Here is a 23,198-nt window from a genome sequence, read left to right as displayed (position 1 = left end):
CACTCCGCGGGAACGGGCTCGCCGTGATGGTGGTGACGGATCGGGTGCCGGCGGCAAACGACCTCTACGAGTTTCACCATGTGTCCTCTCTGCCCTACGAGTCAACCTGTGCCGAGGTCGGCCAACGGGTCGCCGGGGCCGTACGCGGTCAGGCGCAGCCTCCTGGCGTCGTGTGCGCGCAACTCGTCGGCCCGCGACAACATCTGGTCCAGATCGTCCATCCCGACGTGCACGAAACGGCCGGCGAGCGGGTCGAGTTCACCGGTCGCGACCCGCAACAGCGCACCGGTGATGCGATCGACAGGGGTCCAGTCCTCGCGCCCGTCGCAGATGGACATCCCCAGCGTCATGCCGGTCCGCACCATGCCGGGGCTGAGCTCGAACACCGAGACCCCGTGCTCGGCGAGCGGGCCGGCGAGCGCGTCCGAGAACCCCAGCAACGCCCTCTTCGAGGTGCAGTAGGCGGAATAGCGGACGTCGGGACGTACCGCCAGCACCGAGTTGATGTTCACCACCCGACCCGCGCGCCTGGCGACCATGCCGGGCAACACGGCGCGACAGACGTTGAAGGTCCCCCGCACGTTGGTCTCGTAGGTTCGCCACCACTGGTCCCAGTCCGCCTCCCACAGCGGCACCTCATGGCTGTCCACCACGCCGGCGTTGTTCACCAGCAGATCGATCCGGCCGAGCACGGAGACCGCGGCGCGCACGTGATCCGGGGATGTGACGTCGGCACTGACCTCGGTCGCCTGGACCCCGAGCCTGGCGCATTCCTCGGTGACCTCGGCCAGCCGCTCGCGGTCGCGGGCGAGCAGGACCACCGACATCCCGGCACCGGCCAGCGCGAGGGCCACCTCACGGCCGATGCCCTTGCTCGCGCCGGTGATCAGGGCACACTGTCCGGTGAGCGGCTTCATGTCACGCATCGACCGACCCGATCATGCCCGCGTCCCGCGCCCGGCGCAGGATCACCTCCCGATCGCGCCAGTGCGCCCAGAACGCGCCGGTGTAGCCGAGTCCGCTGAGGCTGGTCAGGAAGGGATTGTCCGCATAGTTGTTGTCGTGTTCGCTGGATCCGGACAACGTCGGCAGCATCACGCGGTAGTACTCGCCGGGGTCTATGTGGTCCCACAGCACTTCCACCGACCGGCTCCAGCGGCCGGCGGGATCGGTGACCGTCCCCGGCGCCTCGACCAGATCCGGCGAGAAGTAGCAGACCAGGCGGAAGTCACCGTGCTCGTCGAACATGAACTGCCGTTCGTACTCCACCGGGCCGGAGCACTTGGCCAGCGGCTTCAGCACGATCGGCGCGACGGCCGTGTTGGACTGCAGCCCCGGCAGCGTTCGCACCCCGTCGCACTGCTCGGCCATCGAGATCCCCATCGGCGTATAGGGAAAGAGCCGGAGCCCCAGCGAGAAACCGGTGACCGTGGCATCCAGCCCCATGAAGGCGTCGACGCATTCGAGCATGGTCTCGTGCGTCTCGCCCGGCATCCCCAGCAGCGCCTCGACCATGGTCATCATGCCGTGCTCGTGGCACAGCCGGACAAGCTTCTCGGTGTCGGCGAACGTGTAGTAGGTGGTGCCCTTCGCGGTCACCTTCCAGTTCTGCAGCATGTCCGCGCGCACGTGGTCGGAGCCGACGTTCACCCCCCGGCAGCCCGCGGCCGCGAGCAGTTCGGCGAACTCCTCGTCGAACGGCGAGGGCTGACAGTAGACCCACAGCCGCAGTTCGTTGAGCGGATTGGCGGCGTCGGCATGCTTGCGCCGGATGATCTCGCGCAACAGGTTCTTGGCATGCGCAATGGACAGGTTGAACTCGCTGTCGGTCGTGTGCTGATCAAGAATCCCGTGTCCGGCGAGAGATTCCATCTCGTCCACCACGGCCGAAACGTCTCGGCGACCGAACACCGTGCCCTTCGCGTCCGGTTCCACACAGTGCGCGCAACGGTAGGTGCAGCCGTTCTTGGTGAGGATCCCGGCCAGACCGCCGCGCTGGTAGTACTCCAGGTTGTCCACCTTGTAGGGCGCGCCTGACCGGCGCACATAGGTGCCGGCGCGGTCCACCTGCCACACGCGGTCCTCGTTGTGCCCGGTGAACGGCAGCGTCACCGTACGCTCGCGGGACGTGGTGAGGACCGGTGGCGGCACCCGGGTGATGCCGCCCGGGGTGTTGCGGATCAGGCCGCTCACCGTGGCGGGGTCGCGCCCGGTGGCCAGCGCGTCGGCCAGATCGCAGAGGATCTGCTCACCGGGCCCTTTGACCCCGAAGTCGATGCCGAAGTAGTCGATGAGCGCGAACGGCATGGTGGAGAAGCCGATCCCGCCGCCGATGATCGGGGCGTCGGTCAGCCGCATGATCTCGGTGATGATCTCTTTGTGCTCACCGACGAACGGGCGCTGTTCGAAGGCGTAGACCGTGTCGGTGTTGCGGATGGTGACGCCGACCAGCATCGGGCTTCGATGCCCGAAGTACTCGGCGAGGCAGGACTTCCAGTCGTCGCGGTGGAAGGTCAGGTCCAGCACCTCGACCTCGAAGCCGGCGAGTTCCAACGACGTGGTCAGCACGTCCAGGGCGTACGGCGCGATCGGCGGGTGCACCTTGTTCGGGTTGACCAGTACCACTAAGCCTCTACTCATCGGATCCTCTCCCCGTGGCCGCTTGGTGTGCCCACCGCGACGGCCGACAGCGCCTGCTCCGGCAGCCGCCCCGAGCGGGCGAGCAGGAAGAAGTACGCGCCCAGCTCGTGCAGGTCTCCGATACCGGTCAGGCCTCGGTCCCAGCACGCGTGCTCAAGGCCCTGGCAGCCCCAGCGGTCGGTGAAGAACTGCTCGACCAGGTCGCCACGGATGTGCTCGACCCGGAACCCGGGCTGGCGCGCGCTTTTGGCTTCGTTCATCGAAGCGGCGACGGCGGTGATGTTCCTGGCCAGGCCGAGCAGTTCGGGCGAGGCGGCGACCATCGCGGGCAGGGAATGTCCGGTGCGGACTCCCGGCGCGGTACGGAAGGAGCGGACCAACGCCCGGAGCACCAGTTCACGGCCGGGCTCGGCAGCCAGCTCCGCGTCGGCGAGCCACTCGCGCATGCCGGCGGTCGGCTCGTCGTCCGGACCGAGCAGCCCGCGCGCGCGGGCCGCGGCCAACGCGCCGTCCGCCGTGCCGCCGATCGCCGCCAACGCGCTCAGGCGGTGGATCTCCGGATAGGCCGGCAGGAAGAGCTGCAGGAAACCGAGCGCATGCCGGTCGCTGACGTGCTGACCACGCACCTCGGCGCCCGAGTTCTCCCAGAGCCAGTCGGCCAGATAGACGGTGTCCAGGGTGGACGGGCGAGGAGCCGGCGAGGACACCGCCGGGTTGTCCCGCACCCAGCGCAACGCCAGTTCCGCGTCGACGCGTTTGACGTCGAGGTGGCGCGGGTGCTCCTGGAGATAGTCACGGGCCCGCGCGGCGGCGCCGGCGAGCGGTGTTCCTTCCGTGATCCGCCACAACGACGTCCAGCCGCGCTGCGGGAACGGAAGCTCCGCGACGACCTTGACCAACGCGTCGCGCTCGGCCTCCGTGATCGCGCTGCCCGCGGCACGGCCGAGCCCGTACCGCAGGCTCACCAGCGCGTCGGAGAGTTGGCGGTGGCCTTCCTCGGCGGACAGGTGGGACACGGCCACCTCGTCGTCTCCGGTCACGGTGCCGTCCGCGTACCAGCCGAAGACGTGCCCCACGCCGACGACGCCGTGGTCGGACAGCTCCGCGGCCCGCAGCGCGCCCATGCTGCCGGCTCCTACCACCCGCACCCCGCGGTGCACGAGGTGCAGGATCTCCTTGTGCCGCACCGCCGGTGCCTGCTGGAAGAACCCGTCCAGGATCAGGACGGTGTCGCCGGTGTCGAGGTCGAGGCGGAGAAGATCTCCGTGCTGAACCGGAGGATGGACCCGCGCCTGCGGCAGGAGCTCGGTCACCTGCTCAGGAGCGATCGTGGGGCCTGCGAAGACATGGATCGACAAAGCTGGTCAACTCCCGTTCGGGTGAACCGGCCGAGGGCACTCGTCACCGGCGCTGAACCGCAGGCCGGGCGCGATCACCCGGACCACGGCGAGCGCTTCGTCCGGAGCGGACAGGGGGACACGCAGCACCTGCTGTCCGGTGCGCCGGGTCACGAGTTCCGCGGTGAACAGCAGTTGCTCTCGCGGGGTCCCGAAGGCGACCCGGTCGATCCCGTCGGTGGCCTCCTGCCAGGAGCGGATGCGGCCGGCGGGCGTGACGGGCGCCGTGGTGTCCCAGCGGTGCGAACGGTAGAGCGAGCCGCGCACGTCATCCCTCGTCCCGTTGATCACGGTCAGCCTGCTCTGGGCCGCCTCCGTGATCGCCCGCGACAGGGCGACCTCCGGCTTGCTGTGACAGCCCGAGCCGGAGTAGATGGAGGGATCCTCCGGCGACCACACATAGGACACATAGCAGGGAAAGTGTGGATCGCGGGTGTTGTCCACCAGCTCCAGCCAGGCACCGGACTCTCGTATCCGCTCGATCAGCGCCGCGCAGATCGCGTCATCCACGGTGGCGGGATCGATGTAGTCACGTACCTGCACCGGGCGCTGCCCGAGGTCCGCCGTGCTGTCTCGCTCGACGAGCTCGAACAGCGCGTGCAGCGCCGCCTCGTCGGCGCAGTTGCCGCTGGCAAGACCATTGCTGGACACCCGGAGCAGCGGCGGTGACCACTGCGGCGAGGCAAGCGAGGAGATCGCGACGCTGGCTTCGGGGACCAAGGTCGTGCGGTCTTCCCCGATGACGTCGGCGTGCACCCACGGCAGCGGCGTGTCCGCCGTCAGCAGGCTGCGCGCGGCACGTTGCAGCCCGCCGAAGTCGTAGGACAACGCGAGCGAGGACGCGCTCGCCGCCCGCGGCCCCCGGTCCACGGTGGGCGTGTTCTCCGCGTACCAGAGTTCGATGGCCTCCATCGACGCGGAGACCTTGGCCTCGGTGTGGGTCGCGCCCTTGCCCTGGCTCACGCTCAGCGTGCTGGCCAGCGGGCGCACGGCGACCCAGGTCGGGATGCCCAGGATGTCCAGCCCGGTGACGTCGGCGACCCGGCTGATCCCACAACGACCGAACAGCTCCTGGGCCAGCCGCCAGGTGTCCGCGGGAGGCCGGGTGCGGTGGGTCCCCGCGACGAACCGGCCGGCCTCCTCCCGCAGCACGGTGGCCATCACGCCGACGTCGTTTCTTCGGCCACGGCCTCGAAAGGGACCGATCGGACCAGCACGGGATTGCCGTCGACGTCGAACGTGAACCGCGAGGAGCCCAGCATGTCGTCGGCCCGCCACGCGCGCACCACCTCCGGACGCACCGCGCAGATCGTCATGCCCGCGGCGTGCGCCGCGACCAGGTCATAGGTGACACCGGCGATCTCCGCGTACTTGGCGTCGAACAGAGCACCGATCTCGATCAGCTCGGCCTCGTCGGTCAACTCGGCCGCGGGACCGTCCATGGTCACCACGTTCTGCGCGCTTTCCAGGTGCACGTTGGCGTTGCTGTTGGTACGCAGGTTGGCTGCCTTGACGCTGGAGTTGATCGTGGAGAACACCACGCTGTCGCGCCACCACACTCCCCAGACCGGCACCGCGTGCGGCCGGCCGTCCGGGCGCACGGTGCAGATCCAGTAGTTCTGCGCTTCGGAGACGGTGGTGCGGATGATGTCCCAGGCGGCATGGTCGGTCATATCGTCTTCCTTGGGTCGGATCAGTTGAGAGGTAGTCATGGCACCGTCTTGACCGGCGCCGTCTCGATCACGTACTCGGTGACATGGCCATCGGGGGCGCTGCGGGCCGGGTCGGGAAGCGGCTCGGTGAAGGTGAGCCTCGCTGTGGGGTCGCCGTCCTTCGCGGGCCGGGCCAGTGGCTGGGACAGGTCGACGTAGGAGGGTTTGCGCACTGCCGCGCCGCCGGGTGCGCGAGCGGCGCCCACGCGGTGGGCGGTGGCCAGCCCGCGCATCACGTCCCACGGGTCGGGCAACGTGGTGGTCCGCAGGAACGACCGGCGCGGCACCCCGGTGCGGTCCGACCAGCGCCGCCAGGCCACCACGTCGCCGTCCGGCAGCGCGTCGCCGGGCACCTTCCAGGTGCGGCGGCACAGGACGAGCCTGCCCGTCGAGAGCCGTGGATAGCAGCGCACGCCGGGGTCTCCGGCGGCGCTGTCGACGGCGCTGTCGACAAGGTCCCAGAGCGCCAGCGTGCTGCCCGGCGGCGGCCCGAGCCGGCTCAGCCAGCGATACAGCGGGGGCGCCAGGCTCGGTAGCGTCGCGTTGTGCGGCAGGAAGAGCAGCCGTCTGCCCGGGAAGTCCGCGCTGCGTGCGACCAGGCGGCCGTCCTCCATCCGGAGCGTGACGGACGCCATGTCGATCCGGGTGGCGGGTTCGCAGTCCAGTGCGTTGCCCGGGTAGGCGAGCGCCGCGGGCAGCAGCAGCGGGTGTTCGTTGACGGTCGCACCGAACCGGACCGCGATGTCCACCGGCAACGTCCAGGAGCCCGCGACGTCGGCGATCCAGGTGCGCACCTGCCGGCGTTGCGGCTCGGTCAGGGTGGCCGCGATCCTGGCCGCGAACCGTCCGTAGCCTGAGCCGATCCCGTTGAGAACCAGACGATCCCCGGCCTCCTGCACCGGCCAGGACACACAGGGCCACTCCGGCACCTCTGGAGGCATCGCGGCGGCTAGGTCGTCCAGCCAGCCGGGGCCGACGGACACCTCCTCGGCACCTGCGGCGTCGGTGCGCAGCCGCTCCAGACCGCGGATCATCTCGGTCCGTACCGCCAGCACGCCGGCCAGCACCGGATGGGTGGACTCGGTGATGAGCTGATCGGCGGACTGTCTTCCGGCCTGGAGGAACCAGCGGAACGCGGTGAGCAGCGGGACGGCCACGTCGCCGAACTGTTCGCCGAAGGAGATGGCGCCGGCCAGGTGAAAAGGCAGTTCGGGACCGAACAGCGGAGCGACCCGCTGCAGCCGGCCGAGGTCGGCGAGGACGTCGGCGTCCCAGCGCGGTCCCGGATCGCCTGCGACGCCGACCCGGTCCTCGCTGACCAGCACCCGGTGGGGGCCGGTGTCCCGGACTCCGCATGCGGCGGCCAGGCGCCGCAGTCCGGCGCCGGCCCGGTTGACGACGGCACCGGGTTCGGCCGTGGACTCGAGTTCGTGCAGGGCGACCAGCGCGTCGTGGATCTCCCGGGCGTTCTCGTCGTCGGCGTCCACCGCCGCCGCGGCCACGGCGAGGGTGTCCCGGCCCCAGCCGGGGAGCCGAAGGCCGATCTCCAGCAGTTCGTTCTCGACGAGCTCGGCCACGACGCCGCCCGAGTGCAGTTCAGCGAGGCGCACGGGTGTCCGCAGCCGGGTGAGCAGGTCCGCCAGTCCGGCCGAACACGCCGCGCCGCGCACGCCACGGCCGGCCAGCCAGCTCACCCGGCCAGGGGTGAGCGTGGCGCTGGAGTTGGTGGTCACCCACACCCTCTCGGCGGGCAGTGCGCGCAGCCCGCCTGCGCGAACCCAGTGCTGGACCCAGTCCAGCGCCTTGCGGTCGATGCGGACGTGGCTGCGCACCGGCTCCTCCGCGGCGCCGGGCAGCAGGATCGTGGAGTCGGCGAGGCGGGCGAACGGGCTCGGCTTGGTGGCCGCGCGAGTCAGCAGGCGATACAGGGTGAGTGTGCGGCGCCGGGCCTTCGCCGAGTCGCGCGAGAGGGCGGCAGGCACCTGGCGTACCAGGCCGGGCACGGAGAGCTCGACGGAGCCGGCGAAGTCGGCATCGGACAACGACTGGAGCAGCGTCGCCCGCGTCGAGGCCGCCAGTTCCGCATCGTGTCGCGCCAACTGCGCGCGCCTCTGGTGACACACGGCGAGCGCGTCTTGGTACGCGCCGACGCCCTCGACGTCCGGTTCCTCGTCCAACGGGCGGCCGTTGAAGGCGTTCCGTCTGGCGTGGAGCAGGGCACGCCGCTCGGCGGCTCCGGTCTCCGGTATGCGTTCGCCGATCCGGTCGGCCAGCGCGGCACCCAGGCGCAAGCACTCGTCGACCGCCACGGCGAGGTGCCCGGCGGCCGACCACACGGCGTCGCTGCCCAGGCTTTCCAGCGTGTCCGCCCGCACCTGGCAGCGGCGCCGGATCACCGCCGGCCCCACGCGGACCGCGCCCACCGGGCTCACGACCGCCACGAAACCTCCAACGGCAGGACGTTGAGACCGCGGTGCAGGAAGTGAGGAGTCCATTGCGGTTCGTCGGCCAGGGCGACGGTGGACCAGTGGCGGACGACCGTCTCCAGCACGACGATGCCCTCCAGGCGGGCGACGTGAGCGCCGAGGCACACGTGGCGGCCCTCGCCGAAACTGACTCCGCTCAGGAGGCCGCCTGACTGGCCGGTGCGCCGTAGGTCGTGGTTGGCGGCGCCGAGCATCACCCGGATCCGGTCGCCGGGAGCGATCAGCTCGCCTTCCAACCGCACCTCTTCCAGCGCGACCCGCACGGTGAAGGTGAGCGGCGACTCGCCGAGCAGGACCCGCTCCACTTCGGCTGCCGGAGTCGTACGTCCGGTGGCCAGGTCGCCGAGCAGGCTCTCTTCGCCGGCCAGGTGGAACAGCAGCGCGCTGAGCATGTTGCGTGAGGTGTCGTGGCCCGCCAGGTACAGGCTGAACACGTTCGCCACGATCTCGGCCTCGGTCAGCGTCCCGGGATCGGCGGCGGAGGTTGCGAGCACCGAGCCGTCCGGCAGCAGTTCGGGGTGCTTGAGCCAGTCGCGGACCAGCATGGTGAGCTCGTCCAGCGCCGCGATGGACGAGCGGACGGCGTCCGCGGAGGCGGCTCCGGACGCGAGTCCGCCGCCGGTGCTGATGGCGCGGCAGAGTGCGGAGACCTCGCTACGTAACCGTGACGGCACGCCGACCAGGTCACCCACCACGGAGACCGGCAGCCGGGCACTGATCGTCGCGACGCCGTCGAAGGTCGTGTCCGGCTTGATCTCGGCGAGGAGTTCGTCGGTGACCGCGCGGATCCGTTCCTCCCTGGCCCGCACGGTGCGGGGGGAGAACACCGGGCCGAGCGCCCGGCGAAGTCGCTCGTGGTGCGCGCCCTCGGCCTCGAGCAGCAGGCTGCGCATGAACTCGCCGTGCGCGCCGCCCTCGCCCCATTCCGGGTCCGCGCCGGGGCCGGGCATGCGGAACCGCACGTCACGCAGCACAGATCTGGCCGCCTGGTAGCCGACGACCAGCCAGACGCGGCCTTGCTCGCTCCACTGCACGGGCCCACGCTTGTGCAGGCTCTCGTAGAGCAGGTCCGGATTGCGCAGTATCGCTGCTGCGGCGGCAGCGCGTTCCGGGCTGGCAACCTGCGCATCACCGCTCAAAACAGGACCTTTCCACGCTCGTTGTAGGCGTCTTCGGCAGCGGTGCGCACCAGCACCCGGTGCGGTACGACAGGCTGCGGCAGTGCGGCGCACGCTCGGCGCACGCGCTCCTCGGTGGTGTCCCCGACGACGACGATCGTGATCCGGTCGGCGGGCCCGCCGCGGTCCACGGACACCGCGGCATCCACGACACCGGCCAGCGTGCGCACGGCGGCGGCCACCGCGCCCGGGTAGACGCTCACCCCGTCCACCTTGATCACGTCGTCGGTACGACCGTCCAGGAAGAAGCCCGTGCCGCCGGCGTCGTGATGAGCGAGGTCACCGGCGCTTGTCGCGCCGTCCGCACGCGTCAGCAACCGGCCTCCGGTGACCGCGAAGCGGGTGTCCGGCCCCCGGGTCCACATCGTCCCGACGCCGTTGGCGTCCAGGTCCTCAAGCCACACGGGCTTGCCGCGCAGCGGCTCACCGACGTGCCCGTCCTCGCGCACCTCACGGCCCACGGTCAGCAGACCGGTCTCGGTGGATCCGAGCATGGTCAGGAACCCGCACCCGGTGAAGCCGGCCGTGATCCGCTCGGCCCGCTCGAAGGTGAGCCCACCGCCGGCGGGAACGATCGAGGTACCGCCGTAGGTCGCTCCAGCCGCCGCCCGAGCTCCGAGCACGGCCAACGCCGGTGCGGCCAGGCAGATTCCCGGCCTGCCCGCGAGTTCGCGTGCCGCGACGTCCCAGCGGTTCGGCGCGAAGAGCAGCAGGTCGCGGCCCTGCAGGAGCGCGGGCATGACGACCATGTAGAAGGCCGCGGCGAAATCAAGCCCGGAACAGGCGGCGAACACCTCCGCACCGGCGTACTCGGGCATGCCGTCGGTATAGAGCCGCACCGCGTCGGGTAGCGCGTCCGGCCTGCCGAACAGCAACTTCGGTGCGGCGGTGGTGCCCGACGTCGCGGTGGCGTAAGTGACGCCCACCACGGTTTCCGGTGCCGCGCAGCCACCTCCGGCCACCCACAGCGCGTCACCGAAGGACTCCCCCGTGCCGTAGCGGCCCGGATCGCCGAGCAGCCAACGCGGTGCGGGGTCCGCGAGGCCGACGGCGAGCAGGCCGATGACGGACCGGACCGATCCGTCCGCGGGCACGACCCAGCCGTGCGGCGCATGCGGCAGGACACCGGCCAGGTCCCGTGCCCGCCGAAGCAGTTCCGGCCACCCGATCCTGCCGTGTTCGGTGATCAGGCCTGCCCGTGAGCGCGCGAGGCACTCCACGGCGTCACTCAGCCACGGTTGTGCTCTGCCCATGTCACCCACTCCCGGATGGTTCGCGGGGCGTCTACCGCTTCGGGCTCGGCGTGGCCGAACTCGCCGAGCACCGAACCGGCGACGACACGTTCGATGGAGGTCAGCGGGCGATCAAGATCGTGCTCGGCCAGCGCGTCGGTGAGGGCTTCCAGGAGCGGTCCGGGCGCAGGTGAGCAGCGCACCAGCAGCCGGCGGGGCATGTCGAAGCGAATATGGCGCACCCGCTCGGTCTCCGGTTCGGCCAGCGTCGAGTCCGGCGCCAACCGATTCAGGGCGGAGAACAGCTCCAACGCCTGGTGGCGGGCCATCCTGGCGCCGAGACAGCGGTAGGGCCCCCAGCCGAAGGACAACACCGCACGACCGGCGACGGCCTCGCCGCCGCCGGACATCTGGTTGGCTTCGGCGATCTGTACCGAGATCACCTGACCCCGGCCGAACTGGAAGCCGTCCACTGACACCGGTTCCCGCACGACCCGTTCCAGGGTTTTCAGCGGCGGCTCATGACGCAACGCCTCGTCGAGCAGTTCGGCGCGGTGCTCGGCGACGGCCAACGCGCCTGGCGTACCGAGGATGCGGACGGCGGCGTTGCCGAGCATTCCCGCCACCGTCTCCAGTGTGGCCTGCACGAGCATGACCGCGTTGGCCTCGAAGTCCGCGTCGGACAGGTCGCCGGTCTCACCCCGGTTCCACGATCCGAGTACGGAGTCCTTCGGCGCGGTGCTCCGTGCCTGCGCTATCGACGCCCGGATGGCGATCAGCGCGGCATGCCCCTCGCGCACGGCCCGCGTAGGCTCGCTGAGCCGGGAGGCGTAGGCGACCATGGCGAGGCGCTGGCTGAGCTTGTGCAGCCGGCTGAACTGCGCGGCAGGCAAGCCGACCAACTGGCTGCCGACGTCGATCGCGTAGCGGAACGCCACCTCGGTCATGAACTCGCCGCCGCCTTCGCCCGCGAACTTCTCGACGAGCCGTTCGGCGGAGGCGCGCATGGCCGGGATCCGGGCGTCGACCGCGTCGGCGGTGAAGAACCGGCCGAACGCCCGCCTCAGCTCGGCGTGCCGTTCGGGTGCCGCCTGCAGCATGATCCGGTCGGCGAACTCGCCCAGTTCTTCGGCCAGCGGCCGGACGTCGGCCGGAAGGTCGCGGCTCAGCGCGGCCACCACCGGCGCCGACTCCACCACGCCGAGACGATCGTCGCTGAGCAGTCGCACGGCGATCTCCCGGTTCGTGATCACCCAGCCCATACCGTGGGGCAGCGCGGTGACCCCGTGCGGGGGCGCGACGTCAGGGGAACGGGTGGGGCTCATGCCGAACCTCCAGAGTTGAGCGGGTGCCGAGGTCGATCCCGTTGCGCAGCCGGAAGTCGCGGACCAGCTCCGTGGTGGGCAATCGGCGGTGCGAGTGCCCGAAGGTCATCGGCGCGGTGCCCGGGACGACGGCTTTCACACAGCGCAGGCCGAGTCGATACAGCTCCACGGTGGTGTGATCCACCACGATGACGTCGCGGCCGTCGTCCGCTCCCGCCTGCAGCATCGCGGCCAGGTCGGCCGCGACGTCGCCTCGTGGCACGTGCAGGTCGGCGCTCGGCCCGTGTTCCGCTTTCTGATCGAGCAGGAAGGAGAACCGTCCGCGGGCGCCGGGAAGTGCGCCCACCACGGCGTGGTCGGTCATGTGCCGGACCAGCTCCGGCTGGTCCAGCGCGGCCTCCAGCGCGACTCGGCGGTCGCGGTAGTCGAACGCGATCGCCGGTGCCGCCGCGGCCATCTCCTGCGCGGCGCCGAGCAGCGCGCCGTGTACGGTGAGCGCGCAGCCCGCGGTGGCCAGCGTGGCCGGCTCCGCCGGATCGTCCGACGTGGACACCATGATGACGACCGGAACGCCGAACTGGCCCACGGCACGGAACGCACGGACCTCGCGCCCGGTGTGGTGCCGCAGCATGCGGATCGCGGCTGCCGGCCTGGCCGGCAACTCGGTCAGGTCGATCTCCGGCAGCGGCGTGCCGGAGTACCAGGCGCACAGGAAGGCGTCCCGCTCGGCGATCTCCAGCAGCGCGGCGAGCAGCGCCTCCTCCACGCCCGCGCCCAGCGCGCACCCGTTGGAGTTCTCGTAGACGAACGCCGGGCCGGTGTCGGTGCGCTGCGTGGAGCCGTAGTAGGCGATGTGGAAGGGCAGCAGAGTGCGCCTACCGGAGTTGACCGAGTAGGCCTCGGCCCACCCGGTCTGGGTGTCCGGGTCGAATCGGGTGTATTCGAAGCCCGGTGTGTCATAGGCGCCTTCCTCGTGCAGCAGCAGCGTGCGCGGGTCGACGGCGTCGCCGAGCTCCGCGAACGCGGCCATCCGCGCCGGTTCCCGGCCACCGCAGTGCCATCCCGCGTAACGCTCCAGCCCCTCCAGCACGGCACCGGTGCGAGCGGCGGAGTAGTCGTCCGCGCGGCCGATGGCGATCTCCGCGAACCCCCATGCGGTCGGAACGTCGACCTGCACCGAGGGCAACGCCGCGTTGCCGGCCAGTGCCGGCGCGCGGACCACCCCGGACCAGGAGTCCAGGTACTCGTCCGCCAATTGCCCGGCGAAGTGCGCGACGTCGAATCGCCGCGTGGAGCCGACCGCGGTGGCGGGCAACGGCTGGTCCAGGACGGGCAGCGGCGGGGGAATCGGCACGCTGGTCCCGGCGCAGTGGGCAGAGGTGCACAACGCGTGGGGGATCGCCGGATGCCAGTCGCCGGCCAGACCGCCGGTGTCCACGACGTACGCGGCGTCCCGGCTGAGTGGTCGCTCGCCGGCGGACAGCAGGTCCAGCTCCGCGCGTATCACAGCGGCGAGCAGGCCCGGCGCGCCCAGCGGCCACCACTGCCCGTGCGGGCGTTCGGACAACCGTGCCGGTACGTCGCCGCGCGCCGCACCCGTCGGGCGTTCGGCGGCACGGACCCGCAGCGCGAGGCAGTGCGGGCAACCTCGTGCTCCGGGTTCGATCAGCGGCCCGAGCGCGAGCCGCCCGCGCAGCCCGTGCACCGTCAGCACCGGTCCGGCCGGCGCCGGCAGGGCGGCGAGATCAGCGTCCCAGCTCAGGTCGAGCAGGACACCGGGACGGCCGACAGGCAACTCTGCGGGAACGGTCGTGACGACGGTGTCTGCGCCGAGCAGCCGGCGCAGCCGGTCGAGCATGCCGGCGACGGGTGCGGCCACAAGCGCGGTCACAGGGCGATCCCGACCAGGTGTTCGGACACCAAGGGCGGCAACGGGATCGGCTTCGGCGTGAGCGAGAGCGCGTCGCAGATGCGCAGCAGCACGGACTCATCAGGCTCACGACGTCCGGCGGCGGGCACGATGTCCAGTTGGCTGCCGGGCAGTTGCCGGGCACCGAGCGCGCGCAGGAGGGCGCGTTCCCCGGCGTGCTCGGCATCCAGGCCGGTGAGCGGCTGCTCCGTGGCCACGGTGGCCCGCCACAACCCACTGGGATGCGCCTCGTGGCGAACCTCCGGAAGCTCGCCCGCGAGACTGTGGAGGCGACGCCGGACCTCCCCGGCCTCGCCGGGGTCGGCGGGGATCCAGCCGGTGGTGGGCACGGTGTCGCCCCAGCGCAGCAACGCCCTGGCGATGGCTTCGGCCCGGCTGCGGCCGACGTCGCTCACCGCGCCGCCGGGCACCGCGTCGCCGGGCACCGCGTCGCGCACGGCGAGCAAGGCCGCCTCCTCACGAGTGGCGCCCGTCGTCTCGGCCACCACGAGCGGGCCGTCAGCGCGACCGATCGGCTCATCGCGGCCAGGGGGGTTGACCCGCAGCCGGACCACTGCCAGTGGCAGTTGCCGGTACTGCTCGGGGGAACAGGCCACCAAGGGGCCGAAGCACCGGGCGCCGAACACCACGTCCGGGTACTTTCCGGTGCGTGGCCGAGGTTCCGGGTCGTGCTGATGGACGGCGGCCGCCGGGCAGCTCGGGTCCGGGTCGATCGCGGTCCGCCACATGCTGAGCCTCGGCAGGTCGACGACGACTCCCTCGGCGAGCCGGGCACCGTCCGGTACGGCGATCTGCTGGAACAGCTCCTGGCTGAGCGCTGCCGCGGCGATCGAGACGTGCACATGACCGAGACCGTCGGTAGCCGCCAGATCGACCGATGAGTGCACCAGCCTGCGCCAGGCACACCGCACGCAAGCGGTGCCCGAGCCCGGTAGCTGCCCTTTGAGCAGCATGGCCTGCCCTCGAACCAGGGCGAGCCAAGCGCCGACTCCCGAGGCGCTCGCGCGGTCGGCCAGCGCGAAGCCCTGGTCCGTCTCGTCCGCGGCGAACACCCCGACAACGTGCCGTGCTTCCCCGGTGGACGTCGCTTCCCCGGTGGACGTCGGGCCGGCGAAGCGCACCGGCACTCCCCTGGCCGCGTAGTCCTCAGCCAGCTCACGCAGTTCCTCGTCGGGTTCGGCGTCCCGCAGGGCGATGTCGGCGAATCCGGCCTCCGCCAGCGCGGCAGCGAGCACCGTGGCCCGTCCGGCCTCGCCGGCGACCGCGACCGGGCACCGGCGCACGTTCCGCAGGGCCGCCTGTGCGTCCGGAGCGAAATGCCGAAGGAACTCCATCTGCTGGGGAAAGGCTCCGGCCAGCACGGGGTCCTCGTTGTCGAGCTCCCAGCGCAACACGTGGCGCTGCTCCAGCGCGTCGATCAGCTTGCGCACGTAGCCGACCTGCTCGGGGCGCAGCGACTCGTAGAGCCGCTCCGGCACCACGCCACGGTCCAGCAGGGGGGCGAGGTGCCGCACCCAGGTGGCCGCGTTGGCGCCGCGCAACGTGAACGAACCGGCGGTGGTCCGAATCCACACGCCGTCACGTACCGGCATGTAGTAGGTGTCGGCGCGAAGCCTCAGCAGGGTCTTGCTCACGTCATGCCCCCATCCGCCCCCGCCACCGGGTGCAGGCTGTTCTCCAGATAGATCGCGCGCCGGTAGCGGCCGATGCCGACCAGCAACAACGAGGTCAGGCCGCGGTCGGCGAGGCCGAGCCGCCGGTCGAGTTCGGCAGGCACGAAGCCGAGCACCGGGTGCGCGGAGAACCCGTCGCGGGTGGCGGCGACCGCCAACCTCTGGGTGAGTACGCCGGCGAGCGCGTGCTGCGTGCGGTAGCCCACCGGACCGCTGGCCAGGCGGTGCGGCTCGGCGGCGCCGACCATCACCGCGATCAGCGGCACCTGGGTGAAGTTCATGTAGGAGCCGAACAGGCAACTCTGCACCAGTTCGCCGAATTCGCCATCGGCCAGCTTGCCGAGCCCGCCGCCGGGCAGCGGCAGGTAGGCGCCCGCCGGGATCCCGGTGACCGACTTGACCAGCACGAGGCACCGCGGGTGCGCGAGGCCGGCACCGGCGCCGGGCACGTCGCAGTCCAGCGGCGCGGTCACCTGCGCCAGCCAGCGCGCCAGGTCACCGGCGTCGGCAGGCTCCCCGCGGAACTGCTCACCGAGCGCGGTGCGCGCCCACGCGTCCGCGACCGAGGTCGGCTCGTCGTCGACCGACGGCAGCACCGCGTCCGGACTCGGCGACAGGTCGCTCACGGATACCGGAGGCAGCTCGATCGGCTGCCCGGGGCGGGCAGCGCGCAGGCAGGCGCCGTGCATGCGGCGCGCTCCGGCCGCCTCGTCCAGCTTGCCCATCGAACCGAGCCAGCTCAGCGAGCCGACCTGCGCCTCCCCCGTGTCCGGGAGTCGTCCGGCCGGCCCTATGTCCAGCACCACGGGTGCGGCTTCGACGTCGGCGTCCAGCCCGAGCTGGCTGAGCAGCAGGGACTCGTCGTTGCCGAACGAGACACGGCATGACCATTCCCAGCGCCTGGCGACCAGCGCGAACTGGCCGATCACCGCCCCGGTGTCCATCGCGGCCAGCCGGTAGGAGAAGTCGCCGTATTTGAAGTGGTTCTTCCACAGCGGGACGGTGAGCACCAGACGCAGCCCCCCGTCGGGCCGCCCGATGCCGACCGGCGGCCGCCCGGCGACCAGCGGTGCGAGCGCGTGGCGGGTCGCGTCATAGTGGTAGACACCGGCGGGCAGACGGTCATCGCCGCCCGTGGTGAGGTAGCACTCGGCGGGGAAGGTGACACCGCCGGACGGCACCGCCCGCCGCAGCTGGTAGTGCGGATCGCGGTGCACGGGAGCCGGTTCCTCGGGACTGCTCTTGGCGATGCCTTCCGGGTACCAGCGCACCCCGGTCAACCCGTACGCGGCCTGCAGCAACCCACCCACCTGCGCGAGGAGTCCGCGATCGGCCAGCGCGGCGGCCTCCCGGGCGCCGCCGGTGGTCAGCCCGCGCGGCAGCGGCGGCAGATCTATCCGTGCAATGCCCTCGTACCAGCGAAAAGGGCTGGGCACGTTGCGCCAGTCGATCTGCCAGTTCGCCGGGTAGATCTCCTCGTACGTGCCGCGCAGCCGGTGCACGAAGGCGTCGACGCCGTCCGCGTCCAGCGCCTGCCGGCCATGGGGTCGCGTGAGGGTCATCCGGCGACCTCGGCCTCCGGGCGGACCGATCGGATGAGCTCGCTCGCGTCGAGGTCGAACTCCTCCTCGAAGCTCCGCGCCACCAGGTAGAACAGCGCGTAACGGTCGGACAGCCGGAACCCGAGCCGGAACAGGTGCCAGTTGACGTACGCCTGCGCGAGCCGGGAGGCCAGGAACCGGCGATCCTCACGGATCATCCCCTGGTAGTACTCGTTGTCGGCGATGGCACGGTGGATACCGGCCACCGGGGGCTCCGGCAGGTCGGCCAGCCAGGGCACGTCAGGCCGGCGATAGAGACCGTCCGGAGACGGGGTGAGCTTCGCGACCTCCTCGGTCTTCGGTGAGGCGTACAGGAAGAAGCGACCCTCGTCGAACCCTGCCTGGATGGCGGGCAGAAAGCCGCGCAGCGTGGTCACGAACTGCCTGGCCATCGGCGGGACGTCCGTCAGCTCACCGTCCGGCTCGGCCATGGCCTCGATGACGCTCCGCAGCCGCGGCCGCAGCTTGTCCCGGTTCGCCGCGTAGCGCTCGTCGTGGCGCGCCCTGGTGCCCTCCGGGTCCCGGATGAGCAGCATGTAGCCCTCGAACGTGGCCAGATAGGACAGGTAGCCCGCTTTGAAGCCGTGTTTGCCGACGCTGGGTGGAAGCCTGTCGGCCAGCAGCGTCCCGCTGCACACCAGCAGGTCGAAGGCCAGCGCCATCCGTAGGGCGCGGTCACCCCTGGTGGCCCGCAACGAATCGAGTGCGAGCGGGTTGGTCCGCAACCAGAACGCCTCGACGAGTTCCAGCCCGGCAGGACCGCCGAGCCAGTCGTGTTCGCGGTTGTAGGGCCGGTAGTCGAACAGGTCCTCCCGCCCGGCCGGGCCGACGCTCTCGGAGATCCGCGCGCAAAGGCGTCGAGCCAGCGAAGGGCTGTCGGTGTCGAAGCGCAACCTCAGGTAGGGCCGGCCTTCGAAGCTCTCCCGCAGGTAGTACCAGGACTCGGCCTCGCCGATCTCGACCGCCTGATCGAGGGTCGGCGCCGCCACGTCGAGCAGCAGGTCCTCCTGCACCGACCACGGCACGTTGACAGTCAGGTCTCCGTGATTCTCAGCCCGCATGACGCTCCAATCCTTGCCCGCCCACAGCGATGACCGGGTTCGACAAGCCGCATTCGGTGGCCGCGCGGTGAGCCAGGTAGGCGACGAAGCACTCCCCTTGCGGCCGGACGTTCATCCTGTTGTTGGTGGTGTGCAGGAACTGGCAGACCAGCGCGGCCACCGCGACGAACGGGGGCGCCTGCCTGTCGACGTCGGACGGCCACACCACGCCGCTCGCGACCAGCGGGCGTAGCCGGCTGATCGCGTCGTCAAGCGTCTGCTCCCACCGCAGCCCGACGCCTTTGCCGATCGGCGCGCCCGCGTCGAGGTCGGCCACGAGCGAGAGGTACGTCTCCCGCTGGTGTTCGTACTGCTGTCCCCAGGCGGCGAGCAGACGTGGCGCGTCAGGCAGGTAGTTCTGCCAGCGTTCCTGATACGAACGCAGGAAGACGGTGCGGGCGGCCGGATCGAGGCCGAGGGACCGGCTGGCGATCAGCAGCAACTGCATCGCGATACCCAGCCGCGCGCCGCCGCTGGAGACCTCGCGCAGCACCTGACCGGCCAGCAGGCTGCTCACGTCGAACACGTCCTCGGCGATCTCGACGCCTTCGGGGCCGCCGTACTTGCCCAGCTCCGGCCGGTAGTCGAGCCAGCGCAGCACGTTGGGCGGCTCGGCGGTGCGCACCTCGACGTCGTCGGCCGATCCGTGCTCAAGGATGCTGAGTCTCCTCAGCGACGCGTCCAGCCGTGCCTGATCGACGTCCGTGGGGCCGGGATGCTCGGCGAGGTAGCCGATGACCCTGGTCTCGACCTCGGCGCGCACCACGTCCGCGTCCGAGGGCCTCACCTGGAGCCGGATGCGCACATGCGGACCGCGTTCCCAGTGGCGCAGGAAGAACCGCCGCGTCACCAGCCCGCGGCGCAGGAGGTCGTCGAACATCGGCAGCACCAGGTCGACGACCAGGCCGTCGGCGTCGCCGTGGTAGAAGACGTGGCAGGACAACCACACCCGGTCGGCATTCATCGGTGGCCTCCCGCGGTCTCGATGGTGAACTCGTGCGTCGGCGGCCGCGCCGCGGTCGAGTTGACCTCGTCGCCGGGCTCGGGCAGGCACTCCTGCAACGTCAGCTCGTCCGGGATGCGGCGCAGTGCGCGCTGCCAGGTACGGACGCTGGTGATGCTGGAGAAGTCGAGGAAGGCGGGCTTGCGCTCCGCGGAGCTCGGAAACTGGGTCAAGCTCCTGGTCACTCGCGCCCGCTCTTCCGGCGAGACGGCCACCAGCGGATCGGGCACCGTGAACTTCCGCCAGAACACCCGCTCCGGCAGGTCGAGCGAGCGCCGCCACGAGCGCATCGCGCGGAACGCGGCCGCACCGTCCACGTCGGTCAGGTCGGGAAGCTCGGCGGCGGGGATCTTCCAGGTACGGCGAGCCAGCACGACGTCGTCCAGCCGCACTCTGGGGTACACGCGGATCTCCTCGCGCCGGCCGAAGCGTTGGTCCACCCGGTCCCACCAGGCGACGTTGGCCAGGCTGCCCATGCCGAAGAAGTTGAGGAACCGGTAGAGCTGCGGCGCGAGGTCGTTCAGCAGGAAGTTCAGCGTCACCAGGCGCAGTGGCGGTCCGTTCCTCCCGTGGCGCAGCACCAACCTGCCGCCGGCCTGGTCCACCTCGGCCCAGCAGTCCTCCAGCGAGATGCCGGGGCCGCCCCAGTCCTGCGGGGTGCCGCAGGGGTATCGCAGGTGCTGGCCGAGCAGCGGCGGGTGCACGTTGGCGTTGATGCCGAGCACCGCGGACAGGTCGGTGAGCGGCGCGCCGGGATCGTCGTCGCGGCTGATGTCGGCGCGCACCAGCTCGGTGAAGCCGTCCGCGGGTTGTTCCGCCTCGGCGTACGCGGAGCAGAATCGCGAGATGGCCCGCCCGTAGCCGGCCGCGCAGCTGTTGACCACCAGGCGCTCACCGCCTTCGGCGCCATAGCGCTGCACCTGCCAGTTCACTCTGGGCCACTGTGACATCCACGGCGGCGTACGGGCGCCGACCGCGGCGAGCCGCTCGTGGTCCAGCAGGACCTCCGGGCCGGCGTGGATGTCCGGCTGTTGGAGGACCGCGTCCTGGATGCGGCGCAGTTGGCTCGGCACGCCCGCGGTCACGTCGACGAGCCGCGAGGCGAGCAGCCGTCGCAGCTTGGGCCCGGACATCATGGTGTACAGCGTCAGCAGGCGATGCGGGCCTGGCCCGAAAGCCTCCTGCACGACCTGCGCGACGATGGCCCGCACGTGCGCGTCGTCGTCGAACAGCGGCACCAGCCGGTGCATGGTGGACAAGGCCCGCAGGTGCGGTGCCCACCGGGCGACCGGTTCACGACGCACGGCGGTGACCACGGCGTCCTCGTAGATCAGCGTGCGGGCCGCGTCCAGCGGCGGCAGCGGCACTCCGCAGATCCCGGCGAGTTCGGTGATCGTGGCACGCACGCTGTCGAGCAGTTCGGTGCGGCGCGCGGTGTCCGCCGTACCGAAGGCGGTCTCCACCTCGGCGAGCGCGCGCACGCAGCGGCTCAGCCGCTCGTCACAGCCCTCGGGTAGCAGCTGCACCATGCGGTTCAGCGGATCGGGCTCCTGCTCGCCGATGACGAGGTCGCGCGCCAGCACGCCCTGCTCGATGAGGCCGGCCAGGACGTGGTCCACGTCGGGTTGCCCGGCACAGCGCGAAAGCAGGTCATGCTCGTCTATCGGCTGGTCCGCGGGAAGTTCGAGGAGGGCGGAGAGCACCGCGGACGGCTGTGCTCGCACGATCCGCTCGACGAGTGCGGCGGTGTGGGTGCCGTCGCGGCCGCGGACCACGAACGCGACCCCTGTGTCGGAGACCGCGGCGACGGGAGCCCGCCGCAGCACCGTGACCGTGCGCAGGTCCTTGTGGTCGGCCAGGGTTCGCTCCACCCAGTTGACCAACTGCCGCGGCAACCGGCACACGGATTGCCGCGCGACGGCCTCATGCCCGCCCGCGGCCTCCTCCCGCGCCTCGGTCGTCGGCTCGGTCGTCGGCTCGGTCGTCGGCTCGGTCGTCGGCTCGGTCGTCGGCTCGAAGGACAGCGGCCGGGTGTGCACGAGCTGGCCGAACGGTGAAGGCTTGAGCGCGCTGCGGGTGACCAGATTGACCAGGGTCGCCTCGGTGGCGCGAGCCCGCTTACCGCGCGCGTCTCCTCGCTCCACGTCGGCGACGTACCGGTCGAGGTTGAAGAGCAGACCATCGGAGGTGAGCTGGGCGGCCGTGCGCAGCGCGGGCTGCCCGGCGATCTCGGCGAGCACCCGCTGCTCATCGGACCATGCGTCGTCGTAGTCGCTGTCCAGCCTGGCGAGCAGGTCGGCGCGGGCCGCGGCGAGGCCGGCGAGCCGGCGCAGGCCGGGCACCTGATCGGCGGTGGGCATCGCGGCCACCCGCTGGATGTCGTCCTCGGCGCTCTGTCCGCTGCGGTGCAGGGTGCGGCGTAGCGCGAGCACCGTCCTGCGGTGCCCGCGGTCGTCCAGCCGCGGGACCAGATCTGTCAGCGCGTCGGCCACTTGGGGCGCTCGTAGCGACCAGTCCAGCTCGACCTGCGCCAGCGCGTCCGCGAGGTCTGCGACCTTGCGTGAACTGAGCCTGGTGAGCGCCGACACCGGCGTTCCGCAGACGCGGACGACACCGTAACCGGCGAGCCGGCAGCCGTCGTTCGAGCCGGCCATCACACGCCGTCCCTTCCGGCCGGGACCGGTCTGGCGCTCGCGGCCCGTTCGGCGACCCGTCGCCGCTCGTGGAAGACCGTCCGCCGTTCGGAAACCCGGTCGAGGAACTCCTCCACGCCGGCGACGAAGGCTCGCGGGCTGTCCTGCGGCACCAGGTGGCCGGCTCCGCCGACGATCGCGACGTCCGCGCCGGCCTCCACTGCTGGTTGCACGGCCAGCCGCTCGTTCTCCAGCAGGGCGCCGTTGATCAGGAGCACGGGCGTCCCGAGCGACTCGATGTCCTGCTGCTGAGGCAGGATCAAACAGCCGTCGTCCAGTTCGGCGACCGTACTGGCGAGCAGCCGCTCCCACTCGGGACCGTGCAACCCCGCGAGGTACTCGCGGGTCCGGTGCTGCTCGGCTGCCATGCGGGTGAACCCCGCCAGCCAGAGCCGCAAGGTCTTGGGGCTCACGATGAGCGAGTAGCCGGAGATCACCACACCGTGGACCGACTCCGCGACGCTCTCGGCGGCACGCAGGGCGACCGCGGCGCCCAGGTAGGACAGGCCGACCACCACCGGCGGCTCGGGCTGGGCGAGTATCGCGTCGTGGACCCGGCGGACGGCCGCACGGGCAGGGTGCTCGGGCAGTTGCTCGTCCAGGCCGTGCCCAGGAAGGCCGACTTCGACGACCGGATGGGTCCACAGCTCCCGGCACCGCTCGTAGTGCGCTGTCACGGTGCCCATCAGACCGTGCACGAGAACCACTGATCGCACGTGTCGAGTCCTCTTCTTTCCTTGCCTGGTCACAGCTGCGGAGGGTGGTCACGCGAGGGCTGCCGAGGTGGGGCCGCTCGGCGGGCGGCGCGAATCCACCCGGGCCCTCGCCATGACGGGGCCGGCTCCCAAGACGTGTGCCCGGGTGGATTCAGGAGCTACTTACCTCAGGAGCTGCAGCTGCAGGTGCAGATGCAGGTGGTGCAGGACGACGAAGCCGCCATGGTCTCCGTGAGGTCGTGCGCGTCGAGCAGCGACTCGTCGATGTAGTCGCTGATCTCGAGCGTGTCGATGTCGAGCCCGGTCAGGCCGACGACGCCGACCTCCGACGACATTTCCACAGGAGCACTCATACGATTACCTTCCTAATCGCAGTGATGCAACGGCGCACGTGGTCCGCTGCACTTTTGAACCCCGGGTGGTCTGAGCCACGAATTCGAATCCCACGGCCCGCGGGCTGATGCATCATTGACTGGCCGAGGTCGAGTTCAAGTAGAACCATGCAAGGATCG

General features: G+C 71.1%; 17 protein-coding genes. All 17 read right to left on the bottom strand.

Annotated elements, in window-relative coordinates:
- Nucleotides 1-101 precede the first annotated feature (101 nt).
- On the bottom strand, nucleotides 102-917 hold the full coding sequence (locus ACGF0J_RS00120; RefSeq protein ID WP_393140679.1) for an SDR family NAD(P)-dependent oxidoreductase: 816 nt from the start codon (nucleotides 915-917) through the stop codon (nucleotides 102-104).
- Between the two features lies 1 nt (nucleotide 918).
- The gene (gene tsrT / locus ACGF0J_RS00115) at nucleotides 919-2,640 is read right to left on the bottom strand and encodes a tryptophan 2-C-methyltransferase (protein WP_393140676.1); all 1,722 of its coding nucleotides are present in this window, start codon (nucleotides 2,638-2,640) and stop codon (nucleotides 919-921) included.
- Nucleotides 2,637-3,953, bottom strand: coding sequence for a TfuA-like protein (locus ACGF0J_RS00110; RefSeq protein WP_393140674.1), 1,317 nt, complete (start codon nucleotides 3,951-3,953; stop codon nucleotides 2,637-2,639). The genes tsrT and ACGF0J_RS00110 overlap by 4 nt, the downstream gene beginning before the upstream one ends.
- Before the next feature lie 51 nt (nucleotides 3,954-4,004).
- Nucleotides 4,005-5,198 (bottom strand): YcaO-like family protein, encoded by a 1,194-nt coding sequence (locus tag ACGF0J_RS00105; RefSeq protein ID WP_393141813.1) that lies wholly within the window; start codon nucleotides 5,196-5,198, stop codon nucleotides 4,005-4,007.
- Nucleotides 5,198-5,710, bottom strand: a complete 513-nt coding sequence (locus ACGF0J_RS00100; protein ID WP_393140672.1) for a pyridoxamine 5'-phosphate oxidase family protein — start codon at nucleotides 5,708-5,710, stop codon at nucleotides 5,198-5,200. The genes ACGF0J_RS00105 and ACGF0J_RS00100 overlap by 1 nt, the downstream gene beginning before the upstream one ends.
- Before the next feature lie 35 nt (nucleotides 5,711-5,745).
- A complete protein-coding gene (locus tag ACGF0J_RS00095; RefSeq protein ID WP_393140670.1) occupies nucleotides 5,746-8,190 on the bottom strand; it encodes a lantibiotic dehydratase in 2,445 nt (814 codons plus the stop codon).
- The gene (locus tag ACGF0J_RS00090; protein ID WP_393140668.1) at nucleotides 8,178-9,374 is read right to left on the bottom strand and encodes a cytochrome P450; all 1,197 of its coding nucleotides are present in this window, start codon (nucleotides 9,372-9,374) and stop codon (nucleotides 8,178-8,180) included. The genes ACGF0J_RS00095 and ACGF0J_RS00090 overlap by 13 nt, the downstream gene beginning before the upstream one ends.
- Nucleotides 9,371-10,666 carry a hypothetical protein gene (locus ACGF0J_RS00085; RefSeq protein WP_393140666.1) on the bottom strand — a complete coding sequence of 432 codons (1,296 nt, stop codon included), beginning with the start codon at nucleotides 10,664-10,666 and terminating at the stop codon, nucleotides 9,371-9,373. Before ACGF0J_RS00085 ends, ACGF0J_RS00090 begins: the two co-directional genes overlap by 4 nt.
- Nucleotides 10,642-11,970, bottom strand: coding sequence for a cytochrome P450 (locus ACGF0J_RS00080; RefSeq protein WP_393140664.1), 1,329 nt, complete (start codon nucleotides 11,968-11,970; stop codon nucleotides 10,642-10,644). Before ACGF0J_RS00080 ends, ACGF0J_RS00085 begins: the two co-directional genes overlap by 25 nt.
- Nucleotides 11,948-13,861: a TOMM precursor leader peptide-binding protein gene (locus ACGF0J_RS00075; RefSeq protein ID WP_393140662.1), complete on the bottom strand. Its 1,914-nt coding sequence runs from the start codon at nucleotides 13,859-13,861 to the stop codon at nucleotides 11,948-11,950. Before ACGF0J_RS00075 ends, ACGF0J_RS00080 begins: the two co-directional genes overlap by 23 nt.
- Nucleotides 13,858-15,534 carry a hypothetical protein gene (locus tag ACGF0J_RS00070; protein WP_393140660.1) on the bottom strand — a complete coding sequence of 559 codons (1,677 nt, stop codon included), beginning with the start codon at nucleotides 15,532-15,534 and terminating at the stop codon, nucleotides 13,858-13,860. Before ACGF0J_RS00070 ends, ACGF0J_RS00075 begins: the two co-directional genes overlap by 4 nt.
- The gene (locus ACGF0J_RS00065) at nucleotides 15,531-17,135 is read right to left on the bottom strand and encodes a hypothetical protein (RefSeq protein WP_393140658.1); all 1,605 of its coding nucleotides are present in this window, start codon (nucleotides 17,133-17,135) and stop codon (nucleotides 15,531-15,533) included. Before ACGF0J_RS00065 ends, ACGF0J_RS00070 begins: the two co-directional genes overlap by 4 nt.
- Nucleotides 17,132-18,235 carry a lantibiotic dehydratase C-terminal domain-containing protein gene (locus ACGF0J_RS00060; protein WP_393140656.1) on the bottom strand — a complete coding sequence of 368 codons (1,104 nt, stop codon included), beginning with the start codon at nucleotides 18,233-18,235 and terminating at the stop codon, nucleotides 17,132-17,134. The genes ACGF0J_RS00065 and ACGF0J_RS00060 overlap by 4 nt, the downstream gene beginning before the upstream one ends.
- A complete protein-coding gene (locus tag ACGF0J_RS00055) occupies nucleotides 18,225-19,238 on the bottom strand; it encodes a lantibiotic dehydratase C-terminal domain-containing protein (protein WP_393140654.1) in 1,014 nt (337 codons plus the stop codon). Before ACGF0J_RS00055 ends, ACGF0J_RS00060 begins: the two co-directional genes overlap by 11 nt.
- The gene (locus ACGF0J_RS00050; RefSeq protein ID WP_393140652.1) at nucleotides 19,235-21,931 is read right to left on the bottom strand and encodes a lantibiotic dehydratase; all 2,697 of its coding nucleotides are present in this window, start codon (nucleotides 21,929-21,931) and stop codon (nucleotides 19,235-19,237) included. The genes ACGF0J_RS00055 and ACGF0J_RS00050 overlap by 4 nt, the downstream gene beginning before the upstream one ends.
- Nucleotides 21,931-22,686: an alpha/beta fold hydrolase gene (locus ACGF0J_RS00045; protein WP_393140650.1), complete on the bottom strand. Its 756-nt coding sequence runs from the start codon at nucleotides 22,684-22,686 to the stop codon at nucleotides 21,931-21,933. Before ACGF0J_RS00045 ends, ACGF0J_RS00050 begins: the two co-directional genes overlap by 1 nt.
- Before the next feature lie 167 nt (nucleotides 22,687-22,853).
- Nucleotides 22,854-23,039 (bottom strand): thiocillin/thiostrepton family thiazolyl peptide, encoded by a 186-nt coding sequence (locus ACGF0J_RS00040; protein ID WP_393140648.1) that lies wholly within the window; start codon nucleotides 23,037-23,039, stop codon nucleotides 22,854-22,856.
- Nucleotides 23,040-23,198 lie beyond the last annotated feature (159 nt).

It is taken from the genome of Nonomuraea sp. NPDC047897, from assembly GCF_043204415.1.
In the GTDB taxonomy this organism is placed as follows: domain Bacteria; phylum Actinomycetota; class Actinomycetes; order Streptosporangiales; family Streptosporangiaceae; genus Nonomuraea.
This window is presented reverse-complemented; position numbering and strand designations above follow the sequence as displayed.

Coding starts and splice junctions, on each gene's coding strand:
- ACGF0J_RS00055 (WP_393140654.1), bottom strand. CDS start 19,238: ATGAATGCCGACCGGGTGTGGTTGTCCTGCCACGTCTTCTACCACGGC.
- ACGF0J_RS00085 (WP_393140666.1), bottom strand. CDS start 10,666: ATGGGCAGAGCACAACCGTGGCTGAGTGACGCCGTGGAGTGCCTCGCG.
- ACGF0J_RS00105 (WP_393141813.1), bottom strand. CDS start 5,198: ATGGCCACCGTGCTGCGGGAGGAGGCCGGCCGGTTCGTCGCGGGGACC.
- ACGF0J_RS00065 (WP_393140658.1), bottom strand. CDS start 17,135: ATGACCCTCACGCGACCCCATGGCCGGCAGGCGCTGGACGCGGACGGC.
- ACGF0J_RS00040 (WP_393140648.1), bottom strand. CDS start 23,039: ATGAGTGCTCCTGTGGAAATGTCGTCGGAGGTCGGCGTCGTCGGCCTG.
- ACGF0J_RS00080 (WP_393140664.1), bottom strand. CDS start 11,970: ATGAGCCCCACCCGTTCCCCTGACGTCGCGCCCCCGCACGGGGTCACC.
- ACGF0J_RS00050 (WP_393140652.1), bottom strand. CDS start 21,931: ATGGCCGGCTCGAACGACGGCTGCCGGCTCGCCGGTTACGGTGTCGTC.
- tsrT (WP_393140676.1), bottom strand. CDS start 2,640: ATGAGTAGAGGCTTAGTGGTACTGGTCAACCCGAACAAGGTGCACCCG.
- ACGF0J_RS00120 (WP_393140679.1), bottom strand. CDS start 917: ATGAAGCCGCTCACCGGACAGTGTGCCCTGATCACCGGCGCGAGCAAG.
- ACGF0J_RS00100 (WP_393140672.1), bottom strand. CDS start 5,710: ATGACCGACCATGCCGCCTGGGACATCATCCGCACCACCGTCTCCGAA.
- ACGF0J_RS00060 (WP_393140656.1), bottom strand. CDS start 18,235: ATGCGGGCTGAGAATCACGGAGACCTGACTGTCAACGTGCCGTGGTCG.